We start from the raw sequence: 25,730 nt of genomic DNA on the forward strand, positions 1-25,730 counted from the left end.
TTTTGCCCGGTGTTGCCATTTGGTCCCGCCAGCTGTGTTCCACGCTGAAACAGGCCCGCATGAGCTCCACCGTCGATGGAACTCTAAGCAAGAACTACGCCACGAAAATGTGAGAATCGCCTCACCGGGCGGGCGCCGACAGCATCCGGTCCCTCGGTCGGGAAGCGGCGTCAATTCCGTGCTAGCAGCAGGTCGGCAGCCCGGTCGCCGGACCGCACGGAGCCCTCGATGGTCGCCGGCAGGCCGGTGTCGGTCCAGTCGCCGGCCAAAGCGAGATTGCCGAACGCGGTCTTGCCCCCGGGCCGCAGCGCATTCTGCTCCGGAGTCGCCTCGAACGTGGCACGGCGCTCGCGCACGATCTGCCATGGCGGCAGCTCGCCCGTGATCCCGGCCGCCTTGCAGACATCGGCCCAGATCGCTGTGGCGAGCTCCTCGCGCGGCATGTCGACCAGCCGGTCCCCATTGCTGATGGTGACGGAAAGCCGCTGCGGGAAGGCGAACAGCCATTCGATCAGCCCGCCGACCACGCCAAGCAGCGCCGGCGAATCCTTGGGCGGGGTGATGCGGAAATGAGCATTGACGATGGCGCGATATTTCGTGGGCCCGGTCAGCCCCGGCAGCAGCGCCATCGCAGGCCGCGGCGGCACCGCCAGCACGACGACGTCGGACGGCCCGAGCGCAACGGTTTCATCGCCACCGAACTTCAGGCCGGTCACGCGGCCGCCCGCGCTGTCGAGGCCGCGAAGCTCGCGGCCGATCTGCACGCTGCCGCCTTTTCCTTCCAGGAATTTGACGGCCGGATCGATCAGCACGCCCGACAGGCCATCGCGCGCGATCAGCGGCCGGCAGGCCTGGCCGCCGGCGAGCAGCGTCTCGCGCACGATGGCGCCGGCGAGCCCGGCCGAGCCTTCCGGCGGATCGCAGTTCAGCGCCGCCAGCAGCAGCGGCTGCACCAGCCTGTCGTACAGAAGCCCTTTGCAGGAAATGGTGTCGCCGATCGTCCTGGAGGTCCCAGCCCAGATCAGCGGCGACAGCGCGAGATAGTCGCCGAGCTTCGTATCGGGCACGCGGCGGCTCTCGTCGAACACCCACAGCGGCAGCCGGCCGCTGCCGAGGTCGAGCACCCAGCGCTGTCCGCTTCTGATGTCGACGAAGGCAAACTGTGCGTCCTTCGGCCCCACCAGTCCCGCCTCCGAGCCGATCGCGCGGGCGTAGTCGAGCACGTGGTGATTGGCCGAGAGCAGCAGGTGATTGCCGTTGTCGATCACCAGATCGGTCGCGGCGTCGTAATAGGAGCGGCAGCGGCCGCCGAGCTGCTGCGTCGCTTCATGGACGTGCACGACGTAGCCCGCCTGGGCGAGCCGCACGCCGGCGGAGAAGCCGGAGATTCCGGCGCCGATGATGTGAGCTGTCTTGGTCATCAGATGATAGCGTAACGGAGGATGATGCCGATCTTCGTGAGCTTGCTCACGCGGACAGGCTCACGCGGCAGCGCAAAGCCGCGGGCCATCAGCAGATCGAACACGGCGCGGTAGTATTTCGACATGATCCGCGGCGCCCGCACGGCGCGCCGGCGGTTGCGCCGCATGATCTCGTCGGCTTTCTCGAAATGGGTCCTGGCCCTGACGGCAACCGAATTGCAGACCTTGGGCAGCGCCCGCTCCTGCGTGACCTTGGCCGGGTCGTCGCCGGTGATGCCGGCGAACAGCAGCGCCTCGCGCGGCAGATAAAGCCGGCCGATGCCGGCGTCCTCGTCGATGTCGCGCAGGATGTTGGTCAGCTGCAGCGCGCGGCCGAGATGATGGGCGAGCAGGATGCCGTCCTCCTCGGGCATGCCGAAGATGCGCACCGAGAGACGGCCCACCGCGCTCGCCACCCGGTCGCAATACAGGTCGAGGGTGGCGAGATCGGGCGCGCGGATCTCCTGCGGCACGTCCATCTCCATGCCGTCGATGATGGCGAGGAAGTCTTCCCGCTTCAGCCCGAACGTCTTCACGGAGCTGACGTAGTCGCGCAGCCGCGGCGGCGGATTGCCTTGATACAGCGCATCGATGTCGTCACGCCATTGCTGCAGCGCCGCCAGCCGCTCCGGGCGCGGGCCGTCGGAATCAGCGATGTCGTCGACCTCGCGGCAGAAGCTGTAGACCTGGAACATCGCATCGCGCTGCGCGCGCGGCAGGATGCGCATGGCGGCATAGAACGAGCTGCCGGACGCGGCCGTGCCGTGATCGACGTGGTCTGCGGTCGCCTCGAGGGTCATGCGCCGGCCGCCGTTTTTGTCACCGGATGACGACCGGCGACGCGGCGGCCAATCTCACCCATGACCGAGGTGAAGGTGAGGCCGAGCATCCCCGCCGGCGTCAGATGCACGCGCTCGCTGAGCGGATCGCGCACCTTCAACAGCGCCACGATGCGGTCGGCGAAAGCCTGGATCACGGCGATCTCCAGCCCGAAGCGAAAATCCTGGACGCCGCTGTTGAGGTCCCTGCCCTCCTCGAGCAGCGCCGCGTTGTGGACGGCCAGCTTCTGCAGGCACGACAGCAGCTGCGGCGACGACTTGGAGTCTCCGAGCATCTCGATGGTCGCGCCGGCCTCGGCCAGGGCATCGCGCGGCAGATACACGCGGTTCAGCGCCTTGTAGTCCTTGCCGCAGTCCTGCAGGTGGTTGTTGATCTGCAGCCCGGCGCAGACCGCGTCCGATGCCGGCCATGTCGCGGTGGACTCGCCGTGCACGTCGAGCATGAAGCGGCCGACCGGCATCGCCGAATAGCGGCAGTAGTGGATCACCTCGTCCCAGTTTTCGTAGCGCAGCTTGGTCACGTCCATGCGGAAAGCGACAAGGAGATCGAGGGCATGGCGCGGCGGCATGCCGCGTTCGGCCAGCGCGCGGCGCAGGCTGACGGCGACATCCTGGGTCTCGCCGGTCCCGGTCAGCTCGGCTTCCAGGAGGTCGAGCAGCCGCAGCTTCTCGTCGCCCGGCAGGCTCGGGTGATCGGCGATGTCGTCGGCGGTACGCACGAAATTGTAGAAGGCCAGGATCAGCGCCCGGTGCTCGGGACGGATGATCCATGACGCCACCGGAAAGTTCTCGTCCCGGTGTGTCTTGCCGGATCGCAAATCGCTCGCGGTGGTCATGGACGAAACAGCTATCAGGTTGAAAGGGGCTTACGGAAAACAATGCCCGCCGCTTCGCTCATGCGAACGGATTGCTGGCCTCCATATAGGCGAAGATCCAGCCAAAACCAATGCAATCGATATCGGGCAGCCGATGCGGCGCGGCCGCCGCCCGCCCTGGCGGGCGAGCCGGCGGCCGTTAACCAAGAGAGTCCGGAACAACCGTTCCGAACGGCAACCGCTTACTGGTTGTGGTTCTTCAGCACCTTGTCGCAATCCGGGCTGATCTTGGGGCGGTTCTCCTTCAGGCACGCCAGAATGGTGAAGTCGCCCTGATCGATCACAGCCCGGCAGAACTTCTGAACGTCACGCGTGCACGCGGCCTGCTCCTCGGCGCTGCCGCGCGAGCCCTGCGCGAAGGCACTGGTGGAAACGGTCAGCGACAACAGGGAAAGAGCCAAGAGAATCTTACGCATCGTGTTCCTTCATTTTGACAGCAGAGGAGACCTCCCGGGATCGCCGATGCTGCCCGGGAAAACACCTGTTTGGTTTGGCAAGGACCGCAAGCCCCCCAGCGCCGGAGGTACGCTGCCAAATGCGGCCAAATTCGCGCCCTATGTTTCCGAGCAGATCGCACTCGGCATCACAGCTTTGGCATAAACAAGGCGTTGATACTAGGGCATTATTCTCCGGGGTCATTTTTCGCATTTGGCTGTTGCAAGCATGCCGCGGGCACCGTTAGATGCAGCGCCGTCAAGCTCGCGGGGGGTGCAGCGGTTTTGCGCGGACGGCCATGCGGCGCAGATCCGCCGCACGGTGCCGACAGGCATCATGACATCCGGTCGCAGCGCCCGACCGGCCGTCATTTGAACCTAACCTTCGGCGAGAACACCAAAGTGTTCGAAGCGGCGTTATACGCCGGCACAACGGTGTCATTTTGGATGGGAAACTCGATATGAAACTGTTCGGCTCACCTTTCTCCGGGCGCGTCGTCAAGGCCGCCGGCCTCGGAGCGGCCTTGTTCCTGACGGCATCGGCAGTTCATGCGCAGTCGGGCCCGTTCGCCGGCTTCGACGGCTCCTGGTCGGGCAACGGCACGGTCGCGCTCTCCGACGGCAGCACCGAGCGCATCCGCTGCAAGGCGAGCTACCGTGTCGCCGGCGCGAACCTCAAGCAGACCCTGCAATGCGCCAGCGACAGCTACAAGTTCGATCTGTCCAGCGACGTCACCAGCCAGGGCGATCGCATCTCGGGCAATTGGAGCGAGGCGAGCCGCAACGTGAACGGCGAGTTGCAGGGCACCGCCGGCAACGGCCAGATCGACGTCTTCGTGCAGGCCGCCGGCTTCGCCGCCAGCATCACCTTGAAGACCAGCGGCAACAAGCAGGTCGTGCAGATCTCCTCCAAGGGCGAGATCCGCGGCGTCAACATCACGATGTCGAAGACCTGAGCGGGTCGCGATCGTCATCAAGAACGGAATGCGCGAACGGCCCTGACGATGTCAGGGCCGTTTTGTTTTAAGCCGGTGTCTGCGACGGTCCTTCCGCGACGAGCGATCTCGAAACACTGAAAACTCAGCGGCCTAGCGAGCCGCCAATTGCCTGACTCCGTCATGCGCGGGCGTGTCCCGCGCATCCACGTCGATCTTCAAAACGGAAAGACGTGGATGGCCGGGACAAGCCCGGCCATGACGATGGAGGGAGCAGAGCAAAGCAATCCGCAACTCGAAGGCAGTCGCCTTCCGAGGTGCCAGAGAGTCGACCTCACACCGGCTTGCGCTTCAGCTTCTGCGAAAGGTTGATCAGGAACATCGCCGTCGGCCGGAGAATGAAGAGGTCGGCGAACAGCGCCGCCACCATCGAGAAGGCGCTGAGCCAGCCGAACAGCCGCAGCGACGGCAGGTCGGAGAACACCGTGACGACGAGGCCGCAGGCCAGCACGACGGTGGTGAGGATCAGCGCCGGTCCGACCAGCACGGTGGCGCGCTCCACGGCCACGGCCGCGCTGACACCGGGCGCGCTCTCCATCCGCAGCCGGTTGAGGAAGTGGATGGTGGCGGACAGGCCGAGCCCGAAGGACACCGTCAGCGCCACCACGCTGGCGAATTGCAGGCCCTCTCCCATCGCCCACAGCAGGGTCCCGGACATCACGACCGGGAAGATGCCTGGCAGGATGCAGGCGAGCATCACGACCCAGGAGCGGAAGGCGAGCCCGATGAACATCGCGACCAGCGCGAACTCGATCGTGAGCCCGTGGTTGAGCTTCTGGATCATGCTCGCGGAGTTGCGCGCGGCAATGGCCGCGAGGCCCGTCACCGCGACCTCGTAACCCGGATGCTTCTTCCTGACCGTATCGAGCTCGCGATCGAGCTTGTCGACCACCGGCAGCAGCTGGCTCGAATCGAGGTCGGGCACGCGGCCGGCGACCACCACTGCGTCCTGCTCCTTGTCGATGAAGCGGCGCACCAGGTGCTCGGGGATCAGGCTGACATATTCCTGCAAGGTGGCGGTATCGGATGAACCGGCCTTCTCGGCGAGCCAGCGCCTGAGCGTCTCGACCGACCAGACATTTCCGACGCCGGCGGTCTTCTCGACCGTGGCGTGGACGTCGGCGATCGTCTGCAACGTCTCCGGAGCGTAGAGCGATGCCCCCTTGGGGAACTGGATGAGCACGTTGACCGGGTTGGCGCCGGTCAGCTTGGCATCGAGCCGGTTGCTCGCCGCAACCGCCTGCTGCTTGTCCGGCACCTGGTCCGCGAGGCGATAGCGCGGCTCCAACGTCGAATAGACCACCGCGAGGCCACCGACGAACAGCACCGCGATCAGGCTGAACAGGCCGGGCCGGCCGACCATGCGCACCGCGATCCAGTAGCAGAAGTTGCGCAGCGCCTGGACGCCGGCATCGCCGCCCTGGAACTTGACCGCAAAGGTCTTCTCGTTGCGCACCAGCAGCACGCCGAACACCGGCACCAGCGACAGCACCGCGATCAGCGCGATGATGGTGGCGGCCAGCCCCGCCTCGCCGAACTTGCGGATCAGGTCGCTGTCGGAGAACTGCAAGGCAATGAAGGAAATGCCGGCGGTGGCGTGGGTCAGCACGCAGGCGGGGCCGACGACCAGCACCGCATTCTTGAAGGCCGTGAACTTGTCCTGCCCGGCAATCAGCCGGTCGCGTGCGGCGAAAGTCAGCTGCATCGAATCCGAGAAGCTGATGACCATGATGAGCGGCGTCATCACGTTCAGGAACATGTTGAGATTGAAATTCGCCCAGCCGAGCGCGCCGAGCGCGAGCAGGATCGCGATCAGCGGCGGAAACGCCGCCGCGATCATGAAGGACACCTTGCGGAAGAAGATGATGGCGATGATGCAGCCGGCGAGAATGCCGAGCACGTTGTAGGTCAGTCCGTCACGCGCGACCGCGTTGCGGATCTCGAGCTGCATGACAGGTACGCCGGAGAGCTGCACGGCAAGGTCGGTGCCGGCGAGGTCGTCGGTCATCAGCTTCCTGATTTCGCCGACCACCTTGCCAAGGTCGTTGGAGGCCACGACCTTCGGCTCGAGCGACAGCACGATCAGCGCCAGCGTGCCGTCCTCGGACAGCAGCTTGCCGCGGATGATCTCGTTGGACTTCACCGTCTCGATGAACTTGTCGTAGGCCTCGCCCTCGGGGAGATCCGATGGAAACAGCGCGGCCGGCAACTTGCCGGGCGCCGGCGCCTGGCGGGCGGAGAACAGCGAGACCAGGCCACGGGTCCCCTCGACCAGCTGCAGGTCGGTCACGAAGTCGCGAAGCTTCTCGAGGTTCGGCCGGGCCAGCAGCGTCTTGCCTTCGACGACGACGAGGACGTCGAACTCCTCAGCCGGGAACTTCTTCGTGACCGCCTCGTATTGTTGGAATTCCTTGCTGTCGGAGCGAAACAGCTGGCTCAGCGAATCGTCGATCTGGATGCGCTTGATGCCGAACACGGCGGCCACGATCAGCACCAGCAGGACGACGCAGGAGAGGATCGGCACCTTGACCGCGAACAGTCCGAGCCGTTCGATGCCGAAGGCGATGCTGTCGGCCGGCCGCTGCTCGGCCTTCTCGACATGGACTTCGTTGTCGTGCCTGACTTCCAGCATGCGGTGTCCAGTGGTTAGGGCGCGGCCCAATTCGGAAGGCCTGAGCGCATAGGGCAGAAATAAGGCCGCTCGGCGAAGCTGGCATGACCGCATTGTGGCCCGCCGCCCAAGCTAATCCTTGAAAACACGTGAAAATTTGTCGGGGCCGGGTCTAGCAGGGTTCACGCCCCGGCCGCAACCTTGCGCACCACACAACACGGCGAGCAGATAACGCGGAGCATCACGCCACGATTCTGTCCTGCTTGAAAAGAGCTCGCGGGCGCCTCGCCCCGCTCGGGAATCCCTGATTCGCTCATGCATCGCGACCCTGCCGGAGACCGCGATCCCTCCTGCTCCGTGCGGCGCGCCGACACAGGCCGGCGCCGATCCGTCAGGTCGCCGGAGCGGCCGCCTCGCGCAGACGGATCGAGTAGTTCGACGCGTTCTGATGGCCGTGGGAGGCGGCGCGCGCGAACATGATGAGGTGATGCGCGATCATCGTGACCGCGATGAAGTTCTCGATCTCGCCGCGCTTCAGCTGGCTCCAGGCGAAGCGCCAGAACGGCCGCTTGTAGTCGCCGAGCACGCCCACCTTCCAGAAGATCTTGCCCATCATCACGAGGCCGCGCCTGATGTTGGGCCAGCTCTTCATCTCATCGCTGACCGGCACCTTGATACGGTTGGCATAGGTATCGTCGCATTGATGCTTGTAGCGCGCGAACAGCCGCTCCGGCTCGTAGGCCACCTCCATGCAGCGGCGCCACGCCGACACCACCTCGTCATAGGGCATCAGGAACTTGACGTTGGAATCACGGCTGTCGTCGTTGACCAGCCTGCCCTCGCGCTCCAGCCGATCCCACAACGGCGTCTTCGGCAGGGCCTGCAGCAGATTGATCGTCAAGAGCGGGATCCGGCTCTCCTCGACGAACTGCAGCAGCGCATCCGCGGTCTGCGGCGTGTCGGTGTCGAGGCCCATGATGATGCCGGAGACGACCTCCATGCCGTAGCTGTTGATGGTTCTGATCCCCTCGAGGATCGGCACCATCATGTTATGGTCCTTCTGCATCGCCGTCAGCGCATCCGGATCCGGCGTCTCGATGCCGCAGAAGATGGTGATGAAATAGGCCTCGCGCATCTTCTCCAGGATCTCGGGCCGCTTGGCGATGTTGAGCGTCGCCTCGCAGGCGAGCCGCATCACATAGCCGGTGCGCTTCTGCCATTCGATCAGATGCGGCAGCAGGTCCAACGCCGCCTTGCGGTTGCCGATGAAATTGTCGTCGACGAAATAGACCGAGCCGGTGACGCCGCATTCCCGGAGCTTGTCGAGCTCGGCGATGATCTGCTGCGGCGTCTTGATGCGCGGGTTACGGCCATAGAGACCCGGAATGTCGCAGAACTCGCACTGATAGGGACAGCCGCTGGAATATTGGATGCTGCCGAGGAAATACTTGCTGACCTCCGCCAGCTCATAGGCCGGCACGGGGAAATCCGTCATCGCGACGCGCTCCGCCGTGCGCAGCACGACCTGGCTCGCGGGGCGCGACACATCTCGGGCAAGCCGCTCGATCAGCGCATCGGTGGCATCGCCGAGCTCACCGAGATGGAGATAGTCGAAGCTCGGATAATTGTCCGGACACGCGCTGACCGACGGCCCGCCGAGCGCCACCGGCAGATCGAACTCGTGCGCGCGCTGGCAGATGTCGTTCATCTGCTGCCGCTGGATATGCATGCCGCTGACGAACACGGCCTCCGCCCAGGCGAAGTCCTCCGCGCGCGCGGGACGGATGTTCTCATCGATGAAACGCACCTGCCAGGAGCTCGGCAGGTAGGCTGCGATCAGCAGCAGCCCCTGCGGCGGCATGAAGGCCTGGATACCGTCCGTGAGCGGATAGGCATATTCGAAGGTTCCGAACGAGGATGTGTAGCGTGGAAACACACAAAGGATGCGGCGTATCGTTTCGATGCCTTCGAATCTCATCGACTGTCCTCGCAACAAACTGCTATCCTGTTACCTTACGGCGAGAGTGACAGCTTCGCCACCCCCTTCCTGAAAAGTTGAGTTGCCGTCACGTCCTCTGCACTTCACCATGCAGGCGCGGTGTCGGCGCATGCTGGAAGATCGGACCGCCGTGGCGCACGCCCGAATGCGCGCCAATGCGAGCGGCGCGGCCAAGGTTCCAGTCCGCTGCGGCGTCGATCACACCCGCTTTCGATCTCTGCTGCCGCGGCAAAACCGTCAGAGCCAGCGCAAACCAGTTGCAATGCAATTGCAAAGGAGCAGGCCGCCCGCAGCATCCGTAGTCAAGCGGATATCGCCGGGTTCCATCGACGCGCCGGATCAGCAGCTAATTAATTGAAAGAACAGGCGAAGTGCGCGGTGGTTGCATCGTATGGACTGTGCTCACTTAACGCTTTCTCCATGAAGCTTTTGCATAACTATTAACGAACGAGCGTTCAGCGTCGTTGCCAAACCCCTCGGTATTCCACCCCATGACCTCACGTCCGACGTCGACGAAAACGGCCACACGGCAGTCCATCGCGGTGAAGCTCTACGCGATCTTCGCGCTGTTTGCCCTTCTGACCGCTGCGATCACCTGGCTGTCGGACTACAACTCGCGGCGGGCGACGGACCTCACCAAGGCGATCGAGACGGCAAACCTCGCAGCCCTCAACGTGCAGCTCGTCAACGGCCTCGTCTACGCCGTCGTGATGGAGTCGCGCGGCGTCTACATGTCGACTGATCCGGCAGTCGTGAAGCGCTACGGCGACGGGCTGCTGAAGTTCAATGCCGAGATCCTCAAGGTCGTGGACAAGTGGCAGGGCATCGTGCAGGCCGACGACGCCCAGCAGTTCGCGACCTTCAAGAAGCGCATCGAGCAGTTCGTGGAGTTTCGCAAGGAGCTGGTGCGCCGCGCCATCGAGATCAATTCCGCTGCAGGGCGCGAATGGGGCGACAATGACGCCAACCGCGCGGTCCGCTCCGCCTTGAACAAGGACCTCGACGAGCTGTCCAAGGTCTATCTCGAGCGCGCCAGGAAGATTGGCGAGGATACCGAGCTGAACAAGAAGCTTTCGTTCGTCCTGACGATGCTTGGCGGCGTGATGCTGCTGCTGGTCGTGGCCGGCGTCGTCATCATCGCCCGCTCGATCGCACGCCCGCTGTCGCAGATCACCGAGACCATCCGCCAGGTCGCGACCGGCACCGAGAACGTCGAGGTACCGCATGCCGCCCGCGCCGACGAGGTCGGCGAGCTCGCCCGCGCCATCGGCGTGTTCCAGCAGGCCATGGCGCACAACCGCGACCTCAACGTCCAGGTGTCGCAGGATTCAGAGATCCGCGAGGCCCGCGCGCGCCACATCGAGGCCGCCGTGGAGGAGTTCCGCACCGCTATCGGCAGCGTGATGCGTACCGTCACCGAAAACGCCGCAGCGATGCGCAACACCGCCGAGACCATCACGCGGCTGACCGCCGACGCCAACGAGCGCGCCGTCACGGCAGCCGGCGCCACCTCGCAGGCCTCGACCAACGTCTCGGCCGTCGCCAGCGCCGCCGAGGAGCTGTCCGCCTCGGTCGAGGAGATCGGCCGCCAGATCCACCAATCGGCCGGCGCCGTCGAGCAGACCGGTTATCGCACCGAGAAGTCGATCACCGAGATCGAGGGCCTCGCCGCCGCCACCCAGCGCATCGACGGCGTGCTGACGCTGATCCAGACCATTGCCGAGCAGACCAATCTGCTGGCGCTGAACGCGACCATCGAGGCGGCGCGAGCCGGCGAGGCCGGCCGCGGCTTTGCCGTCGTCGCCCACGAGGTCAAGGCGCTGGCCGGACAGACCGCCAAGGCCACCGAGGAGATCAGCGAGAATGTCGGCCTGATCCAGGCCTCGACCAAGACCGCGGTCGATGCGGTCCGCGAGATCGGCCAGGCCGTGCGCGGCATCAACGAGATCACGTCGAACATCTCCAACGCCATCCAGCAGCAGGATCAGGCGACCCGCGAAATCTCCGCCAATGCGCAGTCGACCGCCCATGGCAACCAGACGCTGGTCATGAACATCGGCTCGCTGCGCGACGCGATCGGCGAGACCTCGACGGCCGCCGCCTCCGTGCTGTCGGCCTCCGGCGACCTGAATTCGACGGCGCAGACCCTGGCCCATGAGGTCGAGCGGTTCTTCCAGAACCTGCGCGCGGGTCCCGCGGCCGAAACCCGGCTGCGCAAGGCCGGCTGACCGCCGACAGCTGCTGTCAGGCGGGGACGCCGGCCTGGCCGGAGAAGGCGATGATCGGCGCTGCCGCGAGCAGCGCCTTGGTGTAGTCGTGCTGCGGCCGGTCGAACACCTCGTCCCGGCTGCCCTGCTCCACGATCTCTCCGCCCTGCATCACCACGACCCGGTCGGCGATCTGCTCGACGGCAGCGAGATCGTGGCTGATGAACAGACAGGCAAAACCGTACTGCGCCTGCAGCCGCTCGAACAGCTTCAGGACCTGCGCCTGGATCGTCATGTCCAAGGCCGACACCGGCTCGTCGGCGACGACGAAGGCCGGGCGACGGATGATTGCCCGGGCGATCGCGACCCGCTGGCGCTGCCCGCCGGACAATTCGTGCGGAAAGCGCCGCGCCAGGCCCGACAGCCCGACCTCGTCCAGCATCGCGGCGACGCGGTCCGTCCGTTCCACGGCCGACAGCGTGGTGTGACGGAGCGGCTCGGCCACGATGTCGCCGATGCGCATGCGCGGATCGAGCGAGGAATACGGGTCCTGGAACACGAGCTGCGCGGCGAGGCGGAAGTCCTGGTCGGCCGCCGCGGTCACGTCGCGGCCGAGGAAGCGGACCTCGCCGGCCGCAAGCGGCAACAGCCGCAGCATCGCGCGGCCGAGGGTGGTCTTGCCCGAACCGCTGCCGCCGACCACCGCGACGGTCTCGCCGGCGCGGATTGTCAGATCGACGCCCTTCACCGCCATCAATCCGGGATCGCGGCGGAACAGCCGCTGTCGGCCGGCAAACGCCACCTTCATCCCGCGGACCGCCATCACGATATCGCCGGCGCCAGCGCTGCGGCGCGCCGGCGCGCGGCGCGGCAGCGCTTCGACCAGGTCGCGCGTATAGGCCTCGCGTGGCGCCGTCAGGATCTGCTGCGCCGTGCCGGTTTCGACCAGCCGTCCGCGGCACAGCACGACGCCGCGCTGCGCGTAGCGTGCGACCAGCCCGAGATTGTGGGTGATCAGCATGACGGCGGTGCCGTGATCGCGCGCCAGCGCGACCATCAGGTCCAGCACCTCGCGTTGCGTCAGCGTATCGAGCGCCGTCGTCGGCTCGTCCGCGATCAGAAGCTTCGGCCGCAACAGCATCACCGAGGCCAGCATAATGCGCTGGCGCATCCCACCGGAGAATTCGTGCGGATAGGCTTCGAAGGTCCTGGCAGGATCGCGGATCTGCACCCGCGCCAGCATGTCGAGGCTGCGGCGGCGCGCCGCGTCGCGCCCGAGGCGCTGATGCAGGACCAGGCCTTCCGTCATCTGGGCGCCGACGGTGAGCGCCGGATTGAGCGACACCATCGGCTCCTGGAACACCATGCCCATCGCGGGACCGCGCAGGGCGCGCAGCCGGCGCGGCGGCGCCGCCGTCAGGTCCTCCCCGTCGAGCAAGATGCGGCCGCGGCGGCGCACCAGCCCGGCAGGCAGCAGGCCGAGCACGGCGCGCGCGGCTGCGGTCTTGCCGCTGCCGGATTCCCCGACCACGGCGACAAACTCGCCGCGTCCGATCGCGAACGAGACATCGTCGAGGATCGAAGCGCCGGCCGTGGTCGCAATTCCCAGGCCTTCGATCTGCAGCAACGGCGCCGTCATCGCTGCGCCATCCGCGGGTCGAGGCGATCGCGCAAGGAATCGCCGAGCAGATTGATGCCGAGCAGCGTCAGCGCGATGCACAGGCCCGGCGCGATGCTGAGCCAGGCGGCATTCTCCATGTAGGGCCGGCTCGCTGCCAGCATGTTGCCCCAGGTCGGCGCCGGCGGCGGCACGCCGAGACCGAGGAAGCTCAGCGCGCTCTCGGCGAGCAGCACCCAGCCGAACATGCTGGTGGCGAGCACGGCCACCGGCGCGATCGCGTTCGGAAGCACATGCCGCAGCAATGAATAGAGCTCGGAATTGCCGAGCACGCGCGAGGCCTCGATGTACTCCTTCTCGCGCAGCGACAGCACGGAGCCACGCACGACGCGCGCCACCGAGGGCATGTAGGCGAGCGCCAGCGCCAGCACGATGCCGAAGCTGCTGGCGCCGATCACGATCATCACCCCGAGCGCCAGCAGGATGCCGGGAAACGCCAGCAGCGCATCGTTGACGGCCATGATCAGGCGATCGGTCCAGCCGCGCCAATAGCCGCTGATGCTGCCGACCAGCATGCCGACCGCAACCGCGAGTACCACCGTCGCCAGCGCGACCAGGACGCTTGTCGAGGCGCCCGCCATGATCCGGCTCAGCACGTCGCGGCCGAACTCGTCGGTGCCGAACCAGTGCTGCGCCGACGGCGGCTGCAGCCGGGCGCGCAGATTGGTGCGCAGCGGATCGAACGGCGTCCACACCGACGCGGCCAGCGCCGTGCCGCCGAGCAGTGCGATCAGAACGCCGCCGATCAAGCTGTTGGCACGCACGCTCATGCGACGGCCACCCGCGGATCGAACAGCGGATAGCAGAGATCGACGATCAGGTTGACGAGCACATAGATCAGCGCGGTGAACAAGAGGCAGCCCTGCACCACCGGATAGTCCCGCGCGAAGATCGAATCGACCAGCAGGCGGCCGAGACCGGGCAACGTGAACACGGTCTCGATGACGGCGATGCCGCCGAGCAGATGGCCGAGCACCAGCCCGATCAGGGTCCAGGTCGGCGCAAACGCATTGGGCAGCACGTGCCGCGCCAGCACGCGCCATTCCGGCACACCCTTGGCGCGCGCGTGGGTGACGTATTCGAGCCTGAGCACCTCGATCGAGGCGGCCCGCGCCATCCGCGTCAGCACGCCGACCTCGATCATCGCCAGCGTGGCGACCGGCAGCACCATGAACAGGGCAGCCCCGGCAAAGCTCTCCGAGAACGGCACATAGCCGACCACCGGCAGCCATTTCAGCTTGAGGCCGAACAGCAGGAGCAGCAGCAGACCGAGCCAGAAGCTCGGGATCGACAGCAGCAGCGTGGCGCCGCCGACGATCACGAGATCGACCGCGCTGTTCTGGCGCCACGCCGCGACGAGGCCGGCCGGCACCGCGATGCAGGCTGCGATCGCAACCGCGACCAGCACGATCACGGCGCTGACCTGGAAGCGCTCCAGGATCAGCGGCAGCACCGGCAGGCCGTTGGTGATGGAGTGGCCGAGATCGCCGACCGCGAGCCGCTCGAGCCAATACAGGAACTGGATGGGAAGCGGACGATCGAGGCCGAGTTGCTGCTTCAGGACCGCGACCTGTGCCGGATCGGCGGCATCGCCGAGCATCACCTGCACGGGGTCGCCTGGGATCAGGCGCACCAGCAGGAACACCGCAACGGCGACGATCAGCAGCGTCGGGATCGTCGTGGCCAGGCGGCGCAGCAGGTAACCGAGCATCGAGCGCGAACTCCGGACTAGGGCTGCAGGCTCACGCCCCAGAACCGCGCCTGCGGATAGAGCCAACCGGCATAGCCCTTCACCGCCTTGCGCAGAGCCGTGAGCTCCGAGCCGTTGAACAGCACGACCATCGGCGCGTCGGCGATGAAGCGCCGGTGCATCTCGTCGAACAGGGCCTGGCGCCTGACGGGGTCCGCCGTCAGCATCGACTGCCGCAGCATCTCCTGCGCCTCGGCATTGTCCCAGACCTTGCGCGGCTGGGTCGCTTTCGGGCCCATCAGCATCTCGAAGCTCAGCGACGGATCGAGCCGCGCCGAGTAGATGAAGGCCATCGCCTGATAGTCGCCGCGGTTGTAGCGATCGAGCTGCGCCGCCCAGTCCAGCACCTCGAGCTCGATATTGATGCCGGCGGCGCGCGCCATCTCCTGCACCAGCACGGCCGCGTCGAACACGAAGCTGTAGCGCTTGTTGGTGATCAGCTTGATCGGCTGGCCGCGATAGCCGGCGGCGGCGAGCAGCTTCTTCGCCTCGGCCAGATCCTGCTGGTAGCCCTGCCCCTGCACGCTGCCGTGGAACGGGCTGCCGATCGGCAGCGCCGAATTGTTCGCCCGCGCCGTCCCTTCCATCACGACATCCACGATCTGCGGCGCATCGAGCGCCAGCGCGATGGCGCGGCGGATGCGCACGTCCTGCAGCAGGGAATCGCGCGTTTGGAACAGCAGCCCGGTCATGCTGAGCGACGGCGTGATGCTGAGCTGCACCTCCGGCCGAGCCTTCAGGTCGTCCATGTCCGGGATCGACAGGCTCATGATGACGTCGAGCGCACCGCTGAGCAGGCCGGCCTTGGCGGCTGCACTGTCCGGAATGACGTTGAAGCGCACGCGATCGACCACGGCGGACTTGGCGCCGGTCAAGCCCGTGCGCGGCTCGGTGCGCGCGGTGTAGCCGTCGAACCTGACGACATCGACATATTGGCCGCGCTTCCATTCGCCGAGCTTGAACGGACCGGTGCCGACCGGGCCGATCCATTTGCCGTCGGGCCCCACGGAGTCGCGGTGAAGGATGGCGGCCTGGCCGCAGTCGGGCCGCGCCAAGGTCGGCAGGAACAGCGCCGTCGGCTGATCCAGCGTGACCGCGACGGTCTGGGCGTCAACGGCCAGGATCTTCTCGATCCGGGCGATGCCGTTCGGGCCGAACTCCGAGAGGCAGCGCCATTGCGTGGCCGGGTCGAGCCAGCGCTCCAGCGCCCACACCACATCGCCTGCGGCCATCGTCGCGCCGTTGTGGAATCTCACGCCCTGGCGCAGCTTGAACGTATAGGTCCTGCCGTCGTCCGAGACCGCCCAGCTGTCGGCCAGCATCGGGCCCACCGACGTGTCGTCGCGAAAGGCAACGAGGCCTTCGACCACATGGGCGATCACGCCGTCGGTGTTGGCATCACGGTTGGTGCCGGGATCAGTCGACCGGATATCGGCGTTCAGCCGCGTGCGCAGCAGCGTCTCGGCGCCGGCCGAATCGGCCAGCAGCGCCGCAAGTGCGAGACCGGCCAGCAGCCGAAGCGATCCCCGGCCCTGTCCCATCATGACACCGTCGCAGTCGCGAGCCGCCCGGCCACCGATGTCGCAGCCGCAGACATGTCCAGGCGATAGGTGGTGAACGCCGTGTTCAGCGCCGGCAGCGGCGCCACCTCCATGACGCCCTCGGCCGGCTCCATCACGATCATCGCCACCGTGGCGCTGAGATTGTTGCCGAGATTGCGCCGCGGCGGCCGGCATACCGACCAGGGCTCGGCAAAATTGTCGAACAGCGCCGCCTTCACCCGCTCCTTGGTGATGGCGCCGATGTGCGGCTGCAGCAGATCGCGCACGCGAATGTCGCGATAGAGGCTGCACGGCGTGTTGGCGACGCCGGTGTCCTTGAGCTTGCCGAGCGCCACCGGACTGACGAAGTGATTGGCATGCACGAGAAGTCCCCGCTCCGGATGCACCTGAAAGGTCTCGTCGGGCGCGCATTCGAAATCGATCGCCACGCCCTCGCAATGGCTGACGATCATGTTGTTGGCCGCAGACTTCCTGGTGCAATAGACCGCGCGCATCGCCAGCGCGACATGCTCGCTCTCCAGCACCTTGCGACGGATCAAGGCGAGCGGCACGCCGGCCTCGCGATAGTCGCGATCGGATTCGAGATAATTGGCGGTGATCGCAACACCGATCGCGTTGAAGCCGGAACGGCCGAGCGCGCCGGCCTCGGTGAACGTCAGGAGATCCGGCCCATCGTCGCGCCGGACCCGCAGGACGACGGCGGTCTCGACGCATTCACGCTTCCAATCCCAGTTCTGCGCATGAATAAGCCGTCCGTCTTCCGTGGCCGCGGGAAGCACGACGACGCCCGTGCAGCCGTCCGGCTCGTCCGGCGTCTTCAGCCGCGCTCGCACCTCGGGCCGCGCCAATTTGAGGATCTCCGTGCGCGCATTCAGCAGCACGACGTCCTCGAACGGGACATCGGCGCCAGCCGCGATGCCGCGCATCTCCGCGACATAGTCAGGCTCGAACTGCTCGATCACTGGCAGATAGTCGCGCACCAGCGCCGCCACGCCGGCGGCATCGAGCGACAGATCCTTGAGCTGCGCCAGGTAGTGCGTGGCGCCCTTGCGGATGCGCTGGACCGCCTGCTGGCCATATTGAACACCACGCGCATAGGGGGCGCCGGAGATTTCGATCAGGGGAAACGGCTCGATCATCACTGTCGCAGAGCGTCCTTCACACAACTACCCTTTGCCTTCCTCCGAAGCCTAATGTATTTTGTGATGACATGAAACAAAAATCTTCGAGCTCATCCCGGACCGCGCCGAGCCGGCTGCAGCAGCAGCTTGCGGCCGACATCCTGGAGCTGATCCGCAGCGACGGGACGGCGCCGGGCACGCGCCTCGCCGAGGTCGTGCTGGCCGAGCGCCTGCAGGTCTCGCGCACGCCGGTGCGCGCCGCGCTGAAGCTGCTCGCCGCCAAGCGGCTGATCCGGCGCGGCGCGCTGCGCGGCTATTTCGTCGCCGACGAAGCCCCTCCTCAAAAGACGCCGGCCAGGCCGGCGCCGGAGCAGACCGAACAGCTGTTCCTGGCGATCGCCCGCGACCGCCGCACCGGCCGGCTGCCGCTCGACGTCTCCGAACGCGACCTGATGCAGCGCTACGGCGCCACGCGCCCGCTGGTGCAACGGGTGCTCGCGCGGCTGGCCGAGGTCGCCGCGGTCCAGCGCAAACCGGGGCACGGCTGGCGCTTCGCGCCCAGCCTCGCCGACGCCGAGGCGCGCGCGGAGAGCTACCGCTTCAGGCTGGTGGTCGAGCCCGCCGGCCTGCTCGAGCCCGGCTTCCGGCTCGATCCGGCCTGGACGGCCGGCATGCGGCGGCGGCATCAGGCCATGCTGGAGACGCCCTGGAACGAGACCGCCAGCATCGCGCTGTTCGAGATGAATGCCGCATTCCATGAAGGCCTGGCGGCCGCGTCCGGCAACCGCTTCCTGCTGGTCGCGGTGCAGCAGCAGAACCGGCTGCGCCGGTTCGCGAACTACGACTGGGCGTTCGGGCACGAGCGCGTCGTGGTGAACTGCCGCGAGCATCTCGCCATCCTCGATCAGATCGAGGGGGGCGACCGGCAGCGCGCCGCCGAACTGCTGCGGCGGCATCTCGAGAGCGCCGCTGCGCTCAGGCGGCCCCCGGGGGCCGGTCCGAAATCCGTCTGATCCCGCGCTCTACTCTCTCATCCGTTCCGGAGTGTCCTCATGACCGCCGCACCTGTCACCCCCGCCGTTCCCACGCTCAGCGACGCGCAGATGGACGCGTTCTGGATGCCGTTCACGCCGAACCGTCAGTTCAAGAGCAACCCGCGCCTGTTCGTCGCCGCCGAAGGCATGCACTACGTCAAGTCCGATGGCAGCCGCGTGCTCGACGCGATGGCCGGGCTGTGGTGCGTCAACGCCGGCCATGGCCAGACGCGCATCGTCGAGGCGATCCAGGCGCAGGCCGCCACGCTCGATTTCGTCTCGTCGTTCCAGATGAGCCATCCGGCGGCTTTCGAGCTCGCCGCCCGCATCGCCGCGATCGCGCCCGAGGGGCTGGACCACGTCTTCTTTACCAACTCCGGATCGGAATCGGTCGACACCGCGCTGAAGATCGCCCGCGCCTATCATCGGGCCAACGGCCAGGGCGAGCGCATCCGCTTCATCAGCCGCGCCCGCGCCTATCACGGCATGGGCTGGGGCGGGCTGTCGGTCAGCGGCCTCTCACGCCACCGCCGCGACTTCGGTCCGCTGCTTCCCGAGATCGATCATCTGCCCCACACCCACGACCCCGACCACGCTGCGTTCTCGCGCGGCCAGCCGCATTGGGGCGTCCACTTCGCCGATGAGCTCGAGAAGCTGCTGGCGCTGCACGACCCGGCAACGGTTGCCGCCGTCATCATCGAGCCTGTCACCGGCTCGGGCGGCGTGCTGCCGCCGCCGGTCGGCTATCTCGAGCGGCTGCGCGAGATCTGCGATCGCTACGGCATCCTCCTGATCTTCGACGAGGTCATCACCGGCTTCGGCCGGATCGGCGCAGCCTTCGCCGCGAACGCCTTTGGCGTGACGCCCGACATCATCACCTGTGCCAAGGGCATGACCAACGGGGCCGTGCCGATGGGGGGCGTCATCGCCCACCGCAGGATTCACGCGGCGATGATGAGCGGGCCGCCGGGCATCGAGCTGTTCCACGGCTACACCTATTCGGCCCACCCGCTTGCCTGCGCCGCGGCGCTTGCCGCACTCGACGTCTACAACGAACAGGACCTGTTCGGACGGGCGCAGCGGATCGCGCCGCTCTGGGAAAAGGCGGCCCACGCCTTGAGGCAGGCCCCCCACGTCATCGACATCAGGAACATCGGCCTGCTCGCGGCCATCGACCTCAAGCCCCGCGACGGCGCCCCCGGCACGCGTGGCGCCGAAGCCGCCAGCCGCTGCTTCGACGACGGGGTGCTGATCCGCGGCTCCAGCGATACGCTCGTGCTATCGCCGCCCCTGATCGTCACCGAGGAGCAGGTCGAGACGATCTTCCGGACGATCCGCCGGGCGCTCGACGCGGTCGGCTGAGGGAGCCTCACCTGTCGGCGATTTTGCCGGAGAGGTGATCCAGGGCGCCCGGGGTTCCGTTTCCCTGCTTTCGGAGAGCCCCCCAGTGCGTAACACAGCCAAGACACTGCCCTTCGCCTGCGACCCGGTCGGCGTGACCCAGGACGACGTCGAGGACGCCATTCGGACCATCCTGACCTGGATCGGCGAAGATCCGTCGCGCGAGGGCCTTCTGGAGACGCCGGCCCGCGTGGCCCGGGCCTACAAGAGCTACTTTGCCGGCTACGACCAGAACCCCGAGGACTACCTCCGCAAGACGTTCGAGGAGACCGCAGGCTACGACGAGATGGTGCTGCTGCGGAACATTCCGTTCCAGAGCCATTGCGAGCACCACATGGCGCCGATCATCGGCCGCGCCTGGGTCGGCTACGTGCCGCGCAGCCGCGTGGTCGGCATCTCCAAGCTTGCCCGGGTCGTCGAGGCCTATGCCAGCCGCCTACAGATCCAGGAGCGGATGACCGCGGAGATCGCCAACATCATCGACGAGGTGCTGCAGCCGCAGGGCGTGGCGGTCGTGATCAAGGCCGCCCACCATTGCATCAGCTCGCGCGGCGTCAAGAAGCATGGCGTGGACCTCACCACCAGCCGCATGCTCGGCTGCTTCCGCAATGACCCGATGAGCCGGCAGGAGTTCCTTGCGATGGTCAACTCGGACCTGAAGGACTGAGGGCCACGAAAAATCGTTCGCTACTGTGATCCAGCCGTTCTCTCCTTGCGTTTCAGCTGATGGACCATCCGTGTCGAGGATCATGACCACGCGACTTCGAGCGGCTAGATTAACGCAGTGGAACGTGGCATCGTCCCGCCACAGAGTTGCGCGGGCATCCGGTGCCCGTGCCAGGACAAATACGGGCAGAGGGCCGAAGGCAACTGTGGACTGGGCGGAATTGATCGGACGCGTCGCTGCGCGCGGCGACCGTGAGGCATTCAAGGCCCTGTTCGAGCATTTTGCGCCCCGCATCAAAGGCTTCCTGATCAAGACCGGCTGCAATGCCGACGACGCCGAGGAAATCTCGCAATCGACCATGGTGGCGGTGTGGACCAAGGCCGGTCAATTCGACCCGTCGACGGCCGGCGCCGCGGCCTGGATCTTCACCATCGCACGCAACCAGCGCATCGACGCGGCGCGCAAGGCGATCCGCGACGGGCGGGTGAGCAAGGAGATCGTCCTCGACGAGGAGGCTGATCCGACGCTCGCGGCCGACCAGATCGTTTCCCGTGTCGAAGATGCCACACGCGTGGCCGCGGCGATCGAAAGATTGTCGGTGGAGCAATCCACCGTGATCCGCTTGTCGTTCATCGAGGAACGACCGCATTCGGAGATCGCAGCCTTGCTTGGACTGCCGCTCGGTACGGTAAAATCACGAATCAGACTGGCGATGAACCGCCTGAGAGACCTGTTGGACGACGCGACATGACGATCAGCCATCACCCGCCGGAAGATCTGCTGGCCGACTTCGCGACCGGTGCCCTCGACGAGGCCGAGCGGCTCGTGGTCGGGGTTCATGTCGCCGATTGCGCCCGGTGCCGGCGCTTCGTGCGCGCCATCGAGCAGCTCGCCGGCGCCTCACTCGATGCCGCCGAGCCGGTCGCGATGGGCGCCGACGCGTTCGATGCCGTGATGGCACGGATCGACCGCCGCCCGCAGGCGGCGCCTGTTGTCAGCGCCATCGCCGAGCTCGATCCGGAGCTCGCCGATCTCCCCGACATGGTCAAGCGCTACAAGATCGGCCGGCGCCGCCGCGTGGCACCGGGCATCAGCATGCGCCCGATCCAGCTCCCCGGCACCGGAAAGTCGCGCGCCTTCCTGCTGCGCTCCGAGCCGGGCGCGCGGATGCTGGAGCATACCCACTCCGGCAACGAGCTGACCTGCGTGCTCAAGGGCAGCTTCAGCCATCTCGGCGGCTATTACGGCCCTGGCGATTTCGACTATGGCGACGACGAGGTCGACCATCGTCCCGTGGTCGGCGACGACGGCCCTTGCCTGTGCATCGTGGCGATGACCGGAGACCTCCGGATGCATGGCCTGCTCGGCCGCCTCATCAGCCCGTTCGTCCGGCTCTGAGACAAAGCTCTTCAGTCCCAACAACGTCAAGCGATCCAGGCGAAGGCTCTGGATCTGGATGATCCGCCAGTTGTCTGCCGGCAACGACGACGGCATGCTGGCGGTGATCCGCATCCCGCTCCGGCCCGTTTCCTGTCAGGAAGCGCATGGAGGAGAGAGATGCGACCCGCAAGCGCGGATCAGACGAGCGCGGATCGAAAGGGTTACGTCGCGCATCTGAGCGGCTTGCTCGCTCGCGCCGGACGCAGCGATGAGCAAGCCTTCGCCGAACTCCATGCTGCAACGATCGTGAAAATGAGGAAGACCGTGCGCGCTTTGCTGCCCTCCACGGCCGACCTCGACGACATCCTGCAGGACGGTTACCTGAAGATCTGGCGGCACGCGGCGAGCTTCGATCCGTCGCGCGCCTCCCCCATCACCTGGATGTGCACGATCATGCGCAACACCGCGATCGACGCACTGCGCGCCACCGGCGTGCCGACCTCGGAGCTCGACGAGGCGCTCTCGATCGCGGATCCAACCGCCGCCGACACGGGCGATGACTTCGACTACGCCCAGGCGGAACCAATCGCCCGCGAGGCGCTTGAGCGTCTGCCGGAAGAGCGGCGGCGCCTGCTTGCGCTCGCTTATCTCGAGGGCGAAAGCCGGACGCGGTTGTCGGAGCGGTTCGGCGTGCCGGTGGGCACCATCAAGACCTGGCTGCATCGCAGCCTGATCGCGGTGCGCAAGGACTGCCTTGGAAACGCCCGAGCCGTCGCCGCCGCGGCGGCCTGACCTGCAGAATGATGCAATGACCAGGACACCTGCCGTGAGACATCTCGTCGTCGTGCTGGGCGATCAGCTCGACGCGGATTCGGCTGCGTTCGACGGCTTCGATCCGGACCAGGACGTCGTGTTGCAGATGGAGGTCGCCGACGAGGCGACCTACGTTCCGCAGCACAAGATGCGGATCGCCTTCTTCTTCGCAGCGATGCGCCACTTCCACGCCGATCTCGAGTCGCGCGGCCGCACGGTGCATTACGTCCGGCTCGATGATCCCGCCAACACCGGCGCACTCGACAGCGAGATCGCGCGGCATCAGGCGGTGCTGCAGCCCCAGGCCACGATCGTGCTGGAGCCCGGCGACTGGCGCGTCCGCGAGAACCTGCGCAGGCTGCCTCAGCCGGTCGAATTCCGTCTCGATCGCCACTTCCTGTGCACGGCGGACGAGTTCGACGCCTTCACCGAGCGCCATCCGCGTCCGATCATGGAGACGTTCTACCGCGCGATGCGGCGCAAGACCGGGCTGCTGATCGACGAGGGCGGCCGGCCGATCGGCGGCAGCTGGAATTTCGATGCCGAGAATCGCAAGGGTTTTGGCAAGTCGCGGCCGCCCATCCCCGTCCCCCGATCCTACGCGCCTGACGCGATCACCCGCGACGTGCTCAAGCTGGTGGCGGCGCGCTTCTCCAACAGCCCAGGCAGGCTCGACGGCTTCGACCTGCCGGTAGCGCGCGTTGATGCGCTGACCGAGCTGTCGGACTTCGTCGCTTGGCGCCTCTCGCTGTTCGGCACCTATCAGGATGCGATGCTGACCGATGAGCCGTTCCTGTATCATTCGCGGCTGTCGGGCGCGCTGAACCTGCACATGCTGAACCCGCGCGAGGTCGTCGACGCGGCGCTCGCCAACCGCAACGCGCCGCTGAACGCGCTCGAAGGCTTCGTACGCCAGATCATCGGCTGGCGCGAATTCGTGCGCGGCATCTACTGGCAGCGCATGCCTCATTATGCCGAGGAGAACGCGCTGGACGCCGATCTGCCGATGCCGCGTTTCTACTGGACCGGCGAGACCGACATGCGCTGCCTGTCCCAGGCGATCGGCCACACCATCGATCACGCCTATGCCCATCACATCGAGCGGCTGATGGTGCTCGGCCTGTTCACGATGCTGCTCGGCGTGCGTCCCTACGACGTGCATCTGTGGCACATGTCAATGTTCCACGACGCCATCGACTGGGTGTCCCTGCCCAACACGCTCGGCATGAGCCAGCATGGCGATGGCGGCCTGGTCGGCACCAAGCCCTATGCGGCCTCGGGCCATTACATCGACCGCATGAGCGATCATTGCCGCAACTGCCGCTATGATCCGAAGCAGGCGACCGGCGACAAGGCCTGCCCGTTCACCACGCTGTATTGGAGCTTCCTCGCCAAGCACCGCCGCCGTTTCGCCAATAACGGCCGCATGCGCAACCAGTACGTCAATCTGGAGCGCCGCAGCGCCGCCGAGATCCGCGCCATCCGCAGCCACGCCGACACGATCACCGCCACGATGGTCTAGGCCCCGACCGCCCGGCTTGCTGGCCGGGCGCCGATCGGTCATATCTTGGGTGATTCCATCCCGCCTCTGCCGAGATCCATGACCGGAAGTCCCCTGGAATGACCACGGCCATCGTCGCCGTCTTCGCCCTCGCCTATGCCGTGGTGGCGCTGGAGCATCCGTTTCGGATCAACAAGGCGGCCACCGCGCTGGTTGCCGCAGGGCTGATGTGGACCATCTATGCGCTCACGGGCGGGGCCACGGCGCAGGTCGCGGCCGAACTCAACGACTCCGTGGCCTCGACCGCACAGATCATCTTCTTCCTGATCGGCGCCATGACCATCGTCGAGGTCATCGACGCCCATCACGGCTTCGAGGTCGTGACCGCGCTGATCCGGACCCGCAATCAGGTCACCCTGGTCTGGCTGGTCGGCTTCGTGACCTTCTTCCTCAGCGCCATGCTCGACAATCTCACCACCGCGATCGTGATGGTGTCGCTGATGAAGAAGCTGTCCGGCCGCGACGAGGATCGGCTGGTGTTCGCGGCCATCATCGTCATCGCCGCCAATGCCGGCGGCGCCTGGTCGGCGATCGGCGACGTCACCACCACCATGCTGTGGATCGGCGGCCAGATCACCCCGCTGGCGATCATGAAAGCCGTCTTCATCCCTTCGCTGTTAAACCTCGTGGTGCCACTCGCCGCCGTGAGCTTCACCTTGCGCGGCCAGCAGCTCGTTGCGCCCGCCTCCGCCGGCCTCGCCTCGATCAGCCCGATCCTGCCGTTCGAGCGCAATCTGATGTTCGTGCTCGGCCTCGGCGCGCTGGTGCTGGTGCCGGCGTTCAAGGCATTGACTGGCCTGCCGCCGTTCATGGGCATCCTGTTCGGCCTCGGCCTGCTCTGGCTGGTCGGCGAGATCGTCCATCGCGAGAAGGCCTCCGAGCAGAAGCAGCGCCTGACCCTGGTGCATGCGCTGACCCGGATCGACATGCCCTCGATCGTCTTCTTCATCGGCATCCTGCTCGCGGTCGCAGCCCTCGAGCACACCCACATCCTGCAGGCGCTGGCGCAATGGCTCGACCGCACGGTCGGCCGTCTCGACCTGATCGTGATCGTGCTTGGCCTGGCCAGTGCCGTGATCGACAACGTGCCGCTGGTCGCGGCCTCGATGGGCATGTACAGCCTGAACCAGTATCCGCCGGACAGTTTCCTGTGGGAGTTCGTCGCCTACTGCGCCGGCACCGGCGGCTCGATCCTGATCATCGGCTCGGCGGCGGGCGTCGCCGCGATGGGGCTCGAGACCATCCACTTCTTCTGGTACGTGCGCCGCATCAGCGGCATCGCCCTGCTCGGCTATTTTGCGGGGGCCTGCGCCTACATTCTGCAATATCATTTGACGCATTGA

At 66.4% G+C, this 25,730-nt stretch carries 22 protein-coding genes; 11 read left to right on the forward strand and 11 right to left on the reverse strand.

Going from position 1 to position 25,730, the window contains the following annotated elements; genetic code table 11:
* Positions 1-170: 170 nt before the first annotated feature.
* The 4 genes from hpnE to QQL87_RS23785 all read right to left on the reverse strand — a co-directional run bounded on the left by hpnE (position 171) and on the right by QQL87_RS23785 (position 3,590).
* Complete coding sequence (gene hpnE, locus QQL87_RS23770; RefSeq protein ID WP_284421162.1) at positions 171-1,421, reverse strand: hydroxysqualene dehydroxylase HpnE; 1,251 nt, start codon at positions 1,419-1,421, stop codon at positions 171-173.
* Positions 1,421-2,260, reverse strand: coding sequence for a presqualene diphosphate synthase HpnD (hpnD, locus tag QQL87_RS23775; RefSeq protein ID WP_284421163.1), 840 nt, complete (start codon positions 2,258-2,260; stop codon positions 1,421-1,423). The genes hpnE and hpnD overlap by 1 nt, the downstream gene beginning before the upstream one ends.
* A complete protein-coding gene (gene hpnC / locus QQL87_RS23780; RefSeq protein WP_284421164.1) occupies positions 2,257-3,135 on the reverse strand; it encodes a squalene synthase HpnC in 879 nt (292 codons plus the stop codon). Before hpnC ends, hpnD begins: the two co-directional genes overlap by 4 nt.
* 221 nt (positions 3,136-3,356) lie before the next feature.
* Positions 3,357-3,590: a hypothetical protein gene (locus QQL87_RS23785; protein WP_284421165.1), complete on the reverse strand. Its 234-nt coding sequence runs from the start codon at positions 3,588-3,590 to the stop codon at positions 3,357-3,359.
* A 479-nt stretch (positions 3,591-4,069) separates the two neighbouring features.
* On the opposite strand from QQL87_RS23785, the gene QQL87_RS23790 reads away from it, so the two are divergent.
* Positions 4,070-4,564 carry a hypothetical protein gene (locus QQL87_RS23790; protein WP_284421166.1) on the forward strand — a complete coding sequence of 165 codons (495 nt, stop codon included), beginning with the start codon at positions 4,070-4,072 and terminating at the stop codon, positions 4,562-4,564.
* A gap of 313 nt (positions 4,565-4,877) precedes the next feature.
* Here QQL87_RS23790 and QQL87_RS23795 read toward each other — a convergent pair whose 3' ends face one another.
* Together QQL87_RS23795 and QQL87_RS23800 are read right to left on the reverse strand one after the other, a co-directional pair.
* Entirely contained in the window at positions 4,878-7,235 is a 2,358-nt protein-coding gene (locus tag QQL87_RS23795) for an efflux RND transporter permease subunit (protein WP_284421167.1), read from the reverse strand.
* A gap of 370 nt (positions 7,236-7,605) precedes the next feature.
* Positions 7,606-9,192: a B12-binding domain-containing radical SAM protein gene (locus QQL87_RS23800; RefSeq protein WP_284421168.1), complete on the reverse strand. Its 1,587-nt coding sequence runs from the start codon at positions 9,190-9,192 to the stop codon at positions 7,606-7,608.
* A 130-nt stretch (positions 9,193-9,322) separates the two neighbouring features.
* Between QQL87_RS23800 and QQL87_RS23805 the strand changes: the two genes are divergently transcribed.
* Together QQL87_RS23805 and QQL87_RS23810 are read left to right on the forward strand one after the other, a co-directional pair.
* A complete protein-coding gene (locus QQL87_RS23805; protein ID WP_284421170.1) occupies positions 9,323-9,571 on the forward strand; it encodes a hypothetical protein in 249 nt (82 codons plus the stop codon).
* A gap of 133 nt (positions 9,572-9,704) precedes the next feature.
* Positions 9,705-11,441, forward strand: a complete 1,737-nt coding sequence (locus QQL87_RS23810) for a methyl-accepting chemotaxis protein (RefSeq protein ID WP_284421171.1) — start codon at positions 9,705-9,707, stop codon at positions 11,439-11,441.
* A 16-nt stretch (positions 11,442-11,457) separates the two neighbouring features.
* Here the strand turns inward: QQL87_RS23810 and QQL87_RS23815 are convergent, their stop codons facing one another.
* From QQL87_RS23815 to QQL87_RS23835, 5 genes are read right to left on the reverse strand one after another with little or no spacing between them, the layout of a single operon-like run.
* Positions 11,458-13,059, reverse strand: coding sequence for a dipeptide ABC transporter ATP-binding protein (locus tag QQL87_RS23815; RefSeq protein WP_284421172.1), 1,602 nt, complete (start codon positions 13,057-13,059; stop codon positions 11,458-11,460).
* A complete protein-coding gene (locus QQL87_RS23820) occupies positions 13,056-13,868 on the reverse strand; it encodes an ABC transporter permease (RefSeq protein ID WP_284421173.1) in 813 nt (270 codons plus the stop codon). The genes QQL87_RS23815 and QQL87_RS23820 overlap by 4 nt, the downstream gene beginning before the upstream one ends.
* Positions 13,865-14,809, reverse strand: coding sequence for an ABC transporter permease (locus tag QQL87_RS23825; protein WP_284421174.1), 945 nt, complete (start codon positions 14,807-14,809; stop codon positions 13,865-13,867). The genes QQL87_RS23820 and QQL87_RS23825 overlap by 4 nt, the downstream gene beginning before the upstream one ends.
* 17 nt (positions 14,810-14,826) lie before the next feature.
* Complete coding sequence (locus tag QQL87_RS23830) at positions 14,827-16,392, reverse strand: ABC transporter substrate-binding protein (RefSeq protein ID WP_284421175.1); 1,566 nt, start codon at positions 16,390-16,392, stop codon at positions 14,827-14,829.
* Positions 16,389-17,549, reverse strand: a complete 1,161-nt coding sequence (locus QQL87_RS23835) for a C45 family autoproteolytic acyltransferase/hydrolase (RefSeq protein ID WP_284421176.1) — start codon at positions 17,547-17,549, stop codon at positions 16,389-16,391. Before QQL87_RS23835 ends, QQL87_RS23830 begins: the two co-directional genes overlap by 4 nt.
* A gap of 71 nt (positions 17,550-17,620) precedes the next feature.
* Here QQL87_RS23835 and QQL87_RS23840 point away from each other — a divergent pair, with 71 nt between their 5' ends.
* The 8 genes from QQL87_RS23840 to nhaD all read left to right on the forward strand — a co-directional run bounded on the left by QQL87_RS23840 (position 17,621) and on the right by nhaD (position 25,730).
* Positions 17,621-18,544, forward strand: coding sequence for a GntR family transcriptional regulator (locus QQL87_RS23840; protein WP_284421177.1), 924 nt, complete (start codon positions 17,621-17,623; stop codon positions 18,542-18,544).
* Positions 18,545-18,583: 39 nt separating this feature from the next.
* Positions 18,584-19,927, forward strand: a complete 1,344-nt coding sequence (gene aptA / locus QQL87_RS23845) for an omega-aminotransferase AptA (protein WP_284421178.1) — start codon at positions 18,584-18,586, stop codon at positions 19,925-19,927.
* A gap of 85 nt (positions 19,928-20,012) precedes the next feature.
* Complete coding sequence (gene folE, locus QQL87_RS23850) at positions 20,013-20,633, forward strand: GTP cyclohydrolase I FolE (RefSeq protein WP_284421179.1); 621 nt, start codon at positions 20,013-20,015, stop codon at positions 20,631-20,633.
* Between the two features lie 205 nt (positions 20,634-20,838).
* Positions 20,839-21,384, forward strand: a complete 546-nt coding sequence (locus QQL87_RS23855; protein WP_284421264.1) for a sigma-70 family RNA polymerase sigma factor — start codon at positions 20,839-20,841, stop codon at positions 21,382-21,384.
* On the forward strand, positions 21,381-22,031 hold the full coding sequence (locus QQL87_RS23860; protein ID WP_284421180.1) for a ChrR family anti-sigma-E factor: 651 nt from the start codon (positions 21,381-21,383) through the stop codon (positions 22,029-22,031). Before QQL87_RS23855 ends, QQL87_RS23860 begins: the two co-directional genes overlap by 4 nt.
* 159 nt (positions 22,032-22,190) lie before the next feature.
* Positions 22,191-22,805, forward strand: coding sequence for an RNA polymerase sigma factor (locus tag QQL87_RS23865; RefSeq protein WP_284421181.1), 615 nt, complete (start codon positions 22,191-22,193; stop codon positions 22,803-22,805).
* Positions 22,806-22,821: 16 nt separating this feature from the next.
* Entirely contained in the window at positions 22,822-24,348 is a 1,527-nt protein-coding gene (locus QQL87_RS23870) for a cryptochrome/photolyase family protein (protein WP_284421183.1), read from the forward strand.
* A 98-nt stretch (positions 24,349-24,446) separates the two neighbouring features.
* Positions 24,447-25,730: a sodium:proton antiporter NhaD gene (gene nhaD, locus QQL87_RS23875; protein WP_284421184.1), complete on the forward strand. Its 1,284-nt coding sequence runs from the start codon at positions 24,447-24,449 to the stop codon at positions 25,728-25,730.

Source organism: Bradyrhizobium sp. SSBR45G (assembly GCF_030159255.1).
GTDB lineage: Bacteria > Pseudomonadota > Alphaproteobacteria > Rhizobiales > Xanthobacteraceae > Bradyrhizobium.

Bases quoted from the DNA above. Each gene is read 5' to 3' on its own strand.
- hpnE (WP_284421162.1), bottom strand. From the start codon at position 1,421: ATGACCAAGACAGCTCACATCATCGGCGCCGGAATCTCCGGCTTCTCC.
- hpnD (WP_284421163.1), bottom strand. From the start codon at position 2,260: ATGACCCTCGAGGCGACCGCAGACCACGTCGATCACGGCACGGCCGCG.
- hpnC (WP_284421164.1), bottom strand. From the start codon at position 3,135: ATGACCACCGCGAGCGATTTGCGATCCGGCAAGACACACCGGGACGAG.
- QQL87_RS23785 (WP_284421165.1), bottom strand. From the start codon at position 3,590: ATGCGTAAGATTCTCTTGGCTCTTTCCCTGTTGTCGCTGACCGTTTCC.
- QQL87_RS23790 (WP_284421166.1), top strand. From the start codon at position 4,070: ATGAAACTGTTCGGCTCACCTTTCTCCGGGCGCGTCGTCAAGGCCGCC.
- QQL87_RS23795 (WP_284421167.1), bottom strand. From the start codon at position 7,235: ATGCTGGAAGTCAGGCACGACAACGAAGTCCATGTCGAGAAGGCCGAG.
- QQL87_RS23800 (WP_284421168.1), bottom strand. From the start codon at position 9,192: ATGAGATTCGAAGGCATCGAAACGATACGCCGCATCCTTTGTGTGTTT.
- QQL87_RS23805 (WP_284421170.1), top strand. From the start codon at position 9,323: ATGCTGGAAGATCGGACCGCCGTGGCGCACGCCCGAATGCGCGCCAAT.
- QQL87_RS23810 (WP_284421171.1), top strand. From the start codon at position 9,705: ATGACCTCACGTCCGACGTCGACGAAAACGGCCACACGGCAGTCCATC.
- QQL87_RS23815 (WP_284421172.1), bottom strand. From the start codon at position 13,059: ATGACGGCGCCGTTGCTGCAGATCGAAGGCCTGGGAATTGCGACCACG.
- QQL87_RS23820 (WP_284421173.1), bottom strand. From the start codon at position 13,868: ATGAGCGTGCGTGCCAACAGCTTGATCGGCGGCGTTCTGATCGCACTG.
- QQL87_RS23825 (WP_284421174.1), bottom strand. From the start codon at position 14,809: ATGCTCGGTTACCTGCTGCGCCGCCTGGCCACGACGATCCCGACGCTG.
- QQL87_RS23830 (WP_284421175.1), bottom strand. From the start codon at position 16,392: ATGATGGGACAGGGCCGGGGATCGCTTCGGCTGCTGGCCGGTCTCGCA.
- QQL87_RS23835 (WP_284421176.1), bottom strand. From the start codon at position 17,549: ATGATCGAGCCGTTTCCCCTGATCGAAATCTCCGGCGCCCCCTATGCG.
- QQL87_RS23840 (WP_284421177.1), top strand. From the start codon at position 17,621: ATGAAACAAAAATCTTCGAGCTCATCCCGGACCGCGCCGAGCCGGCTG.
- aptA (WP_284421178.1), top strand. From the start codon at position 18,584: ATGACCGCCGCACCTGTCACCCCCGCCGTTCCCACGCTCAGCGACGCG.
- QQL87_RS23860 (WP_284421180.1), top strand. From the start codon at position 21,381: ATGACGATCAGCCATCACCCGCCGGAAGATCTGCTGGCCGACTTCGCG.
- QQL87_RS23865 (WP_284421181.1), top strand. From the start codon at position 22,191: ATGCGACCCGCAAGCGCGGATCAGACGAGCGCGGATCGAAAGGGTTAC.
- QQL87_RS23870 (WP_284421183.1), top strand. From the start codon at position 22,822: ATGACCAGGACACCTGCCGTGAGACATCTCGTCGTCGTGCTGGGCGAT.
- nhaD (WP_284421184.1), top strand. From the start codon at position 24,447: ATGACCACGGCCATCGTCGCCGTCTTCGCCCTCGCCTATGCCGTGGTG.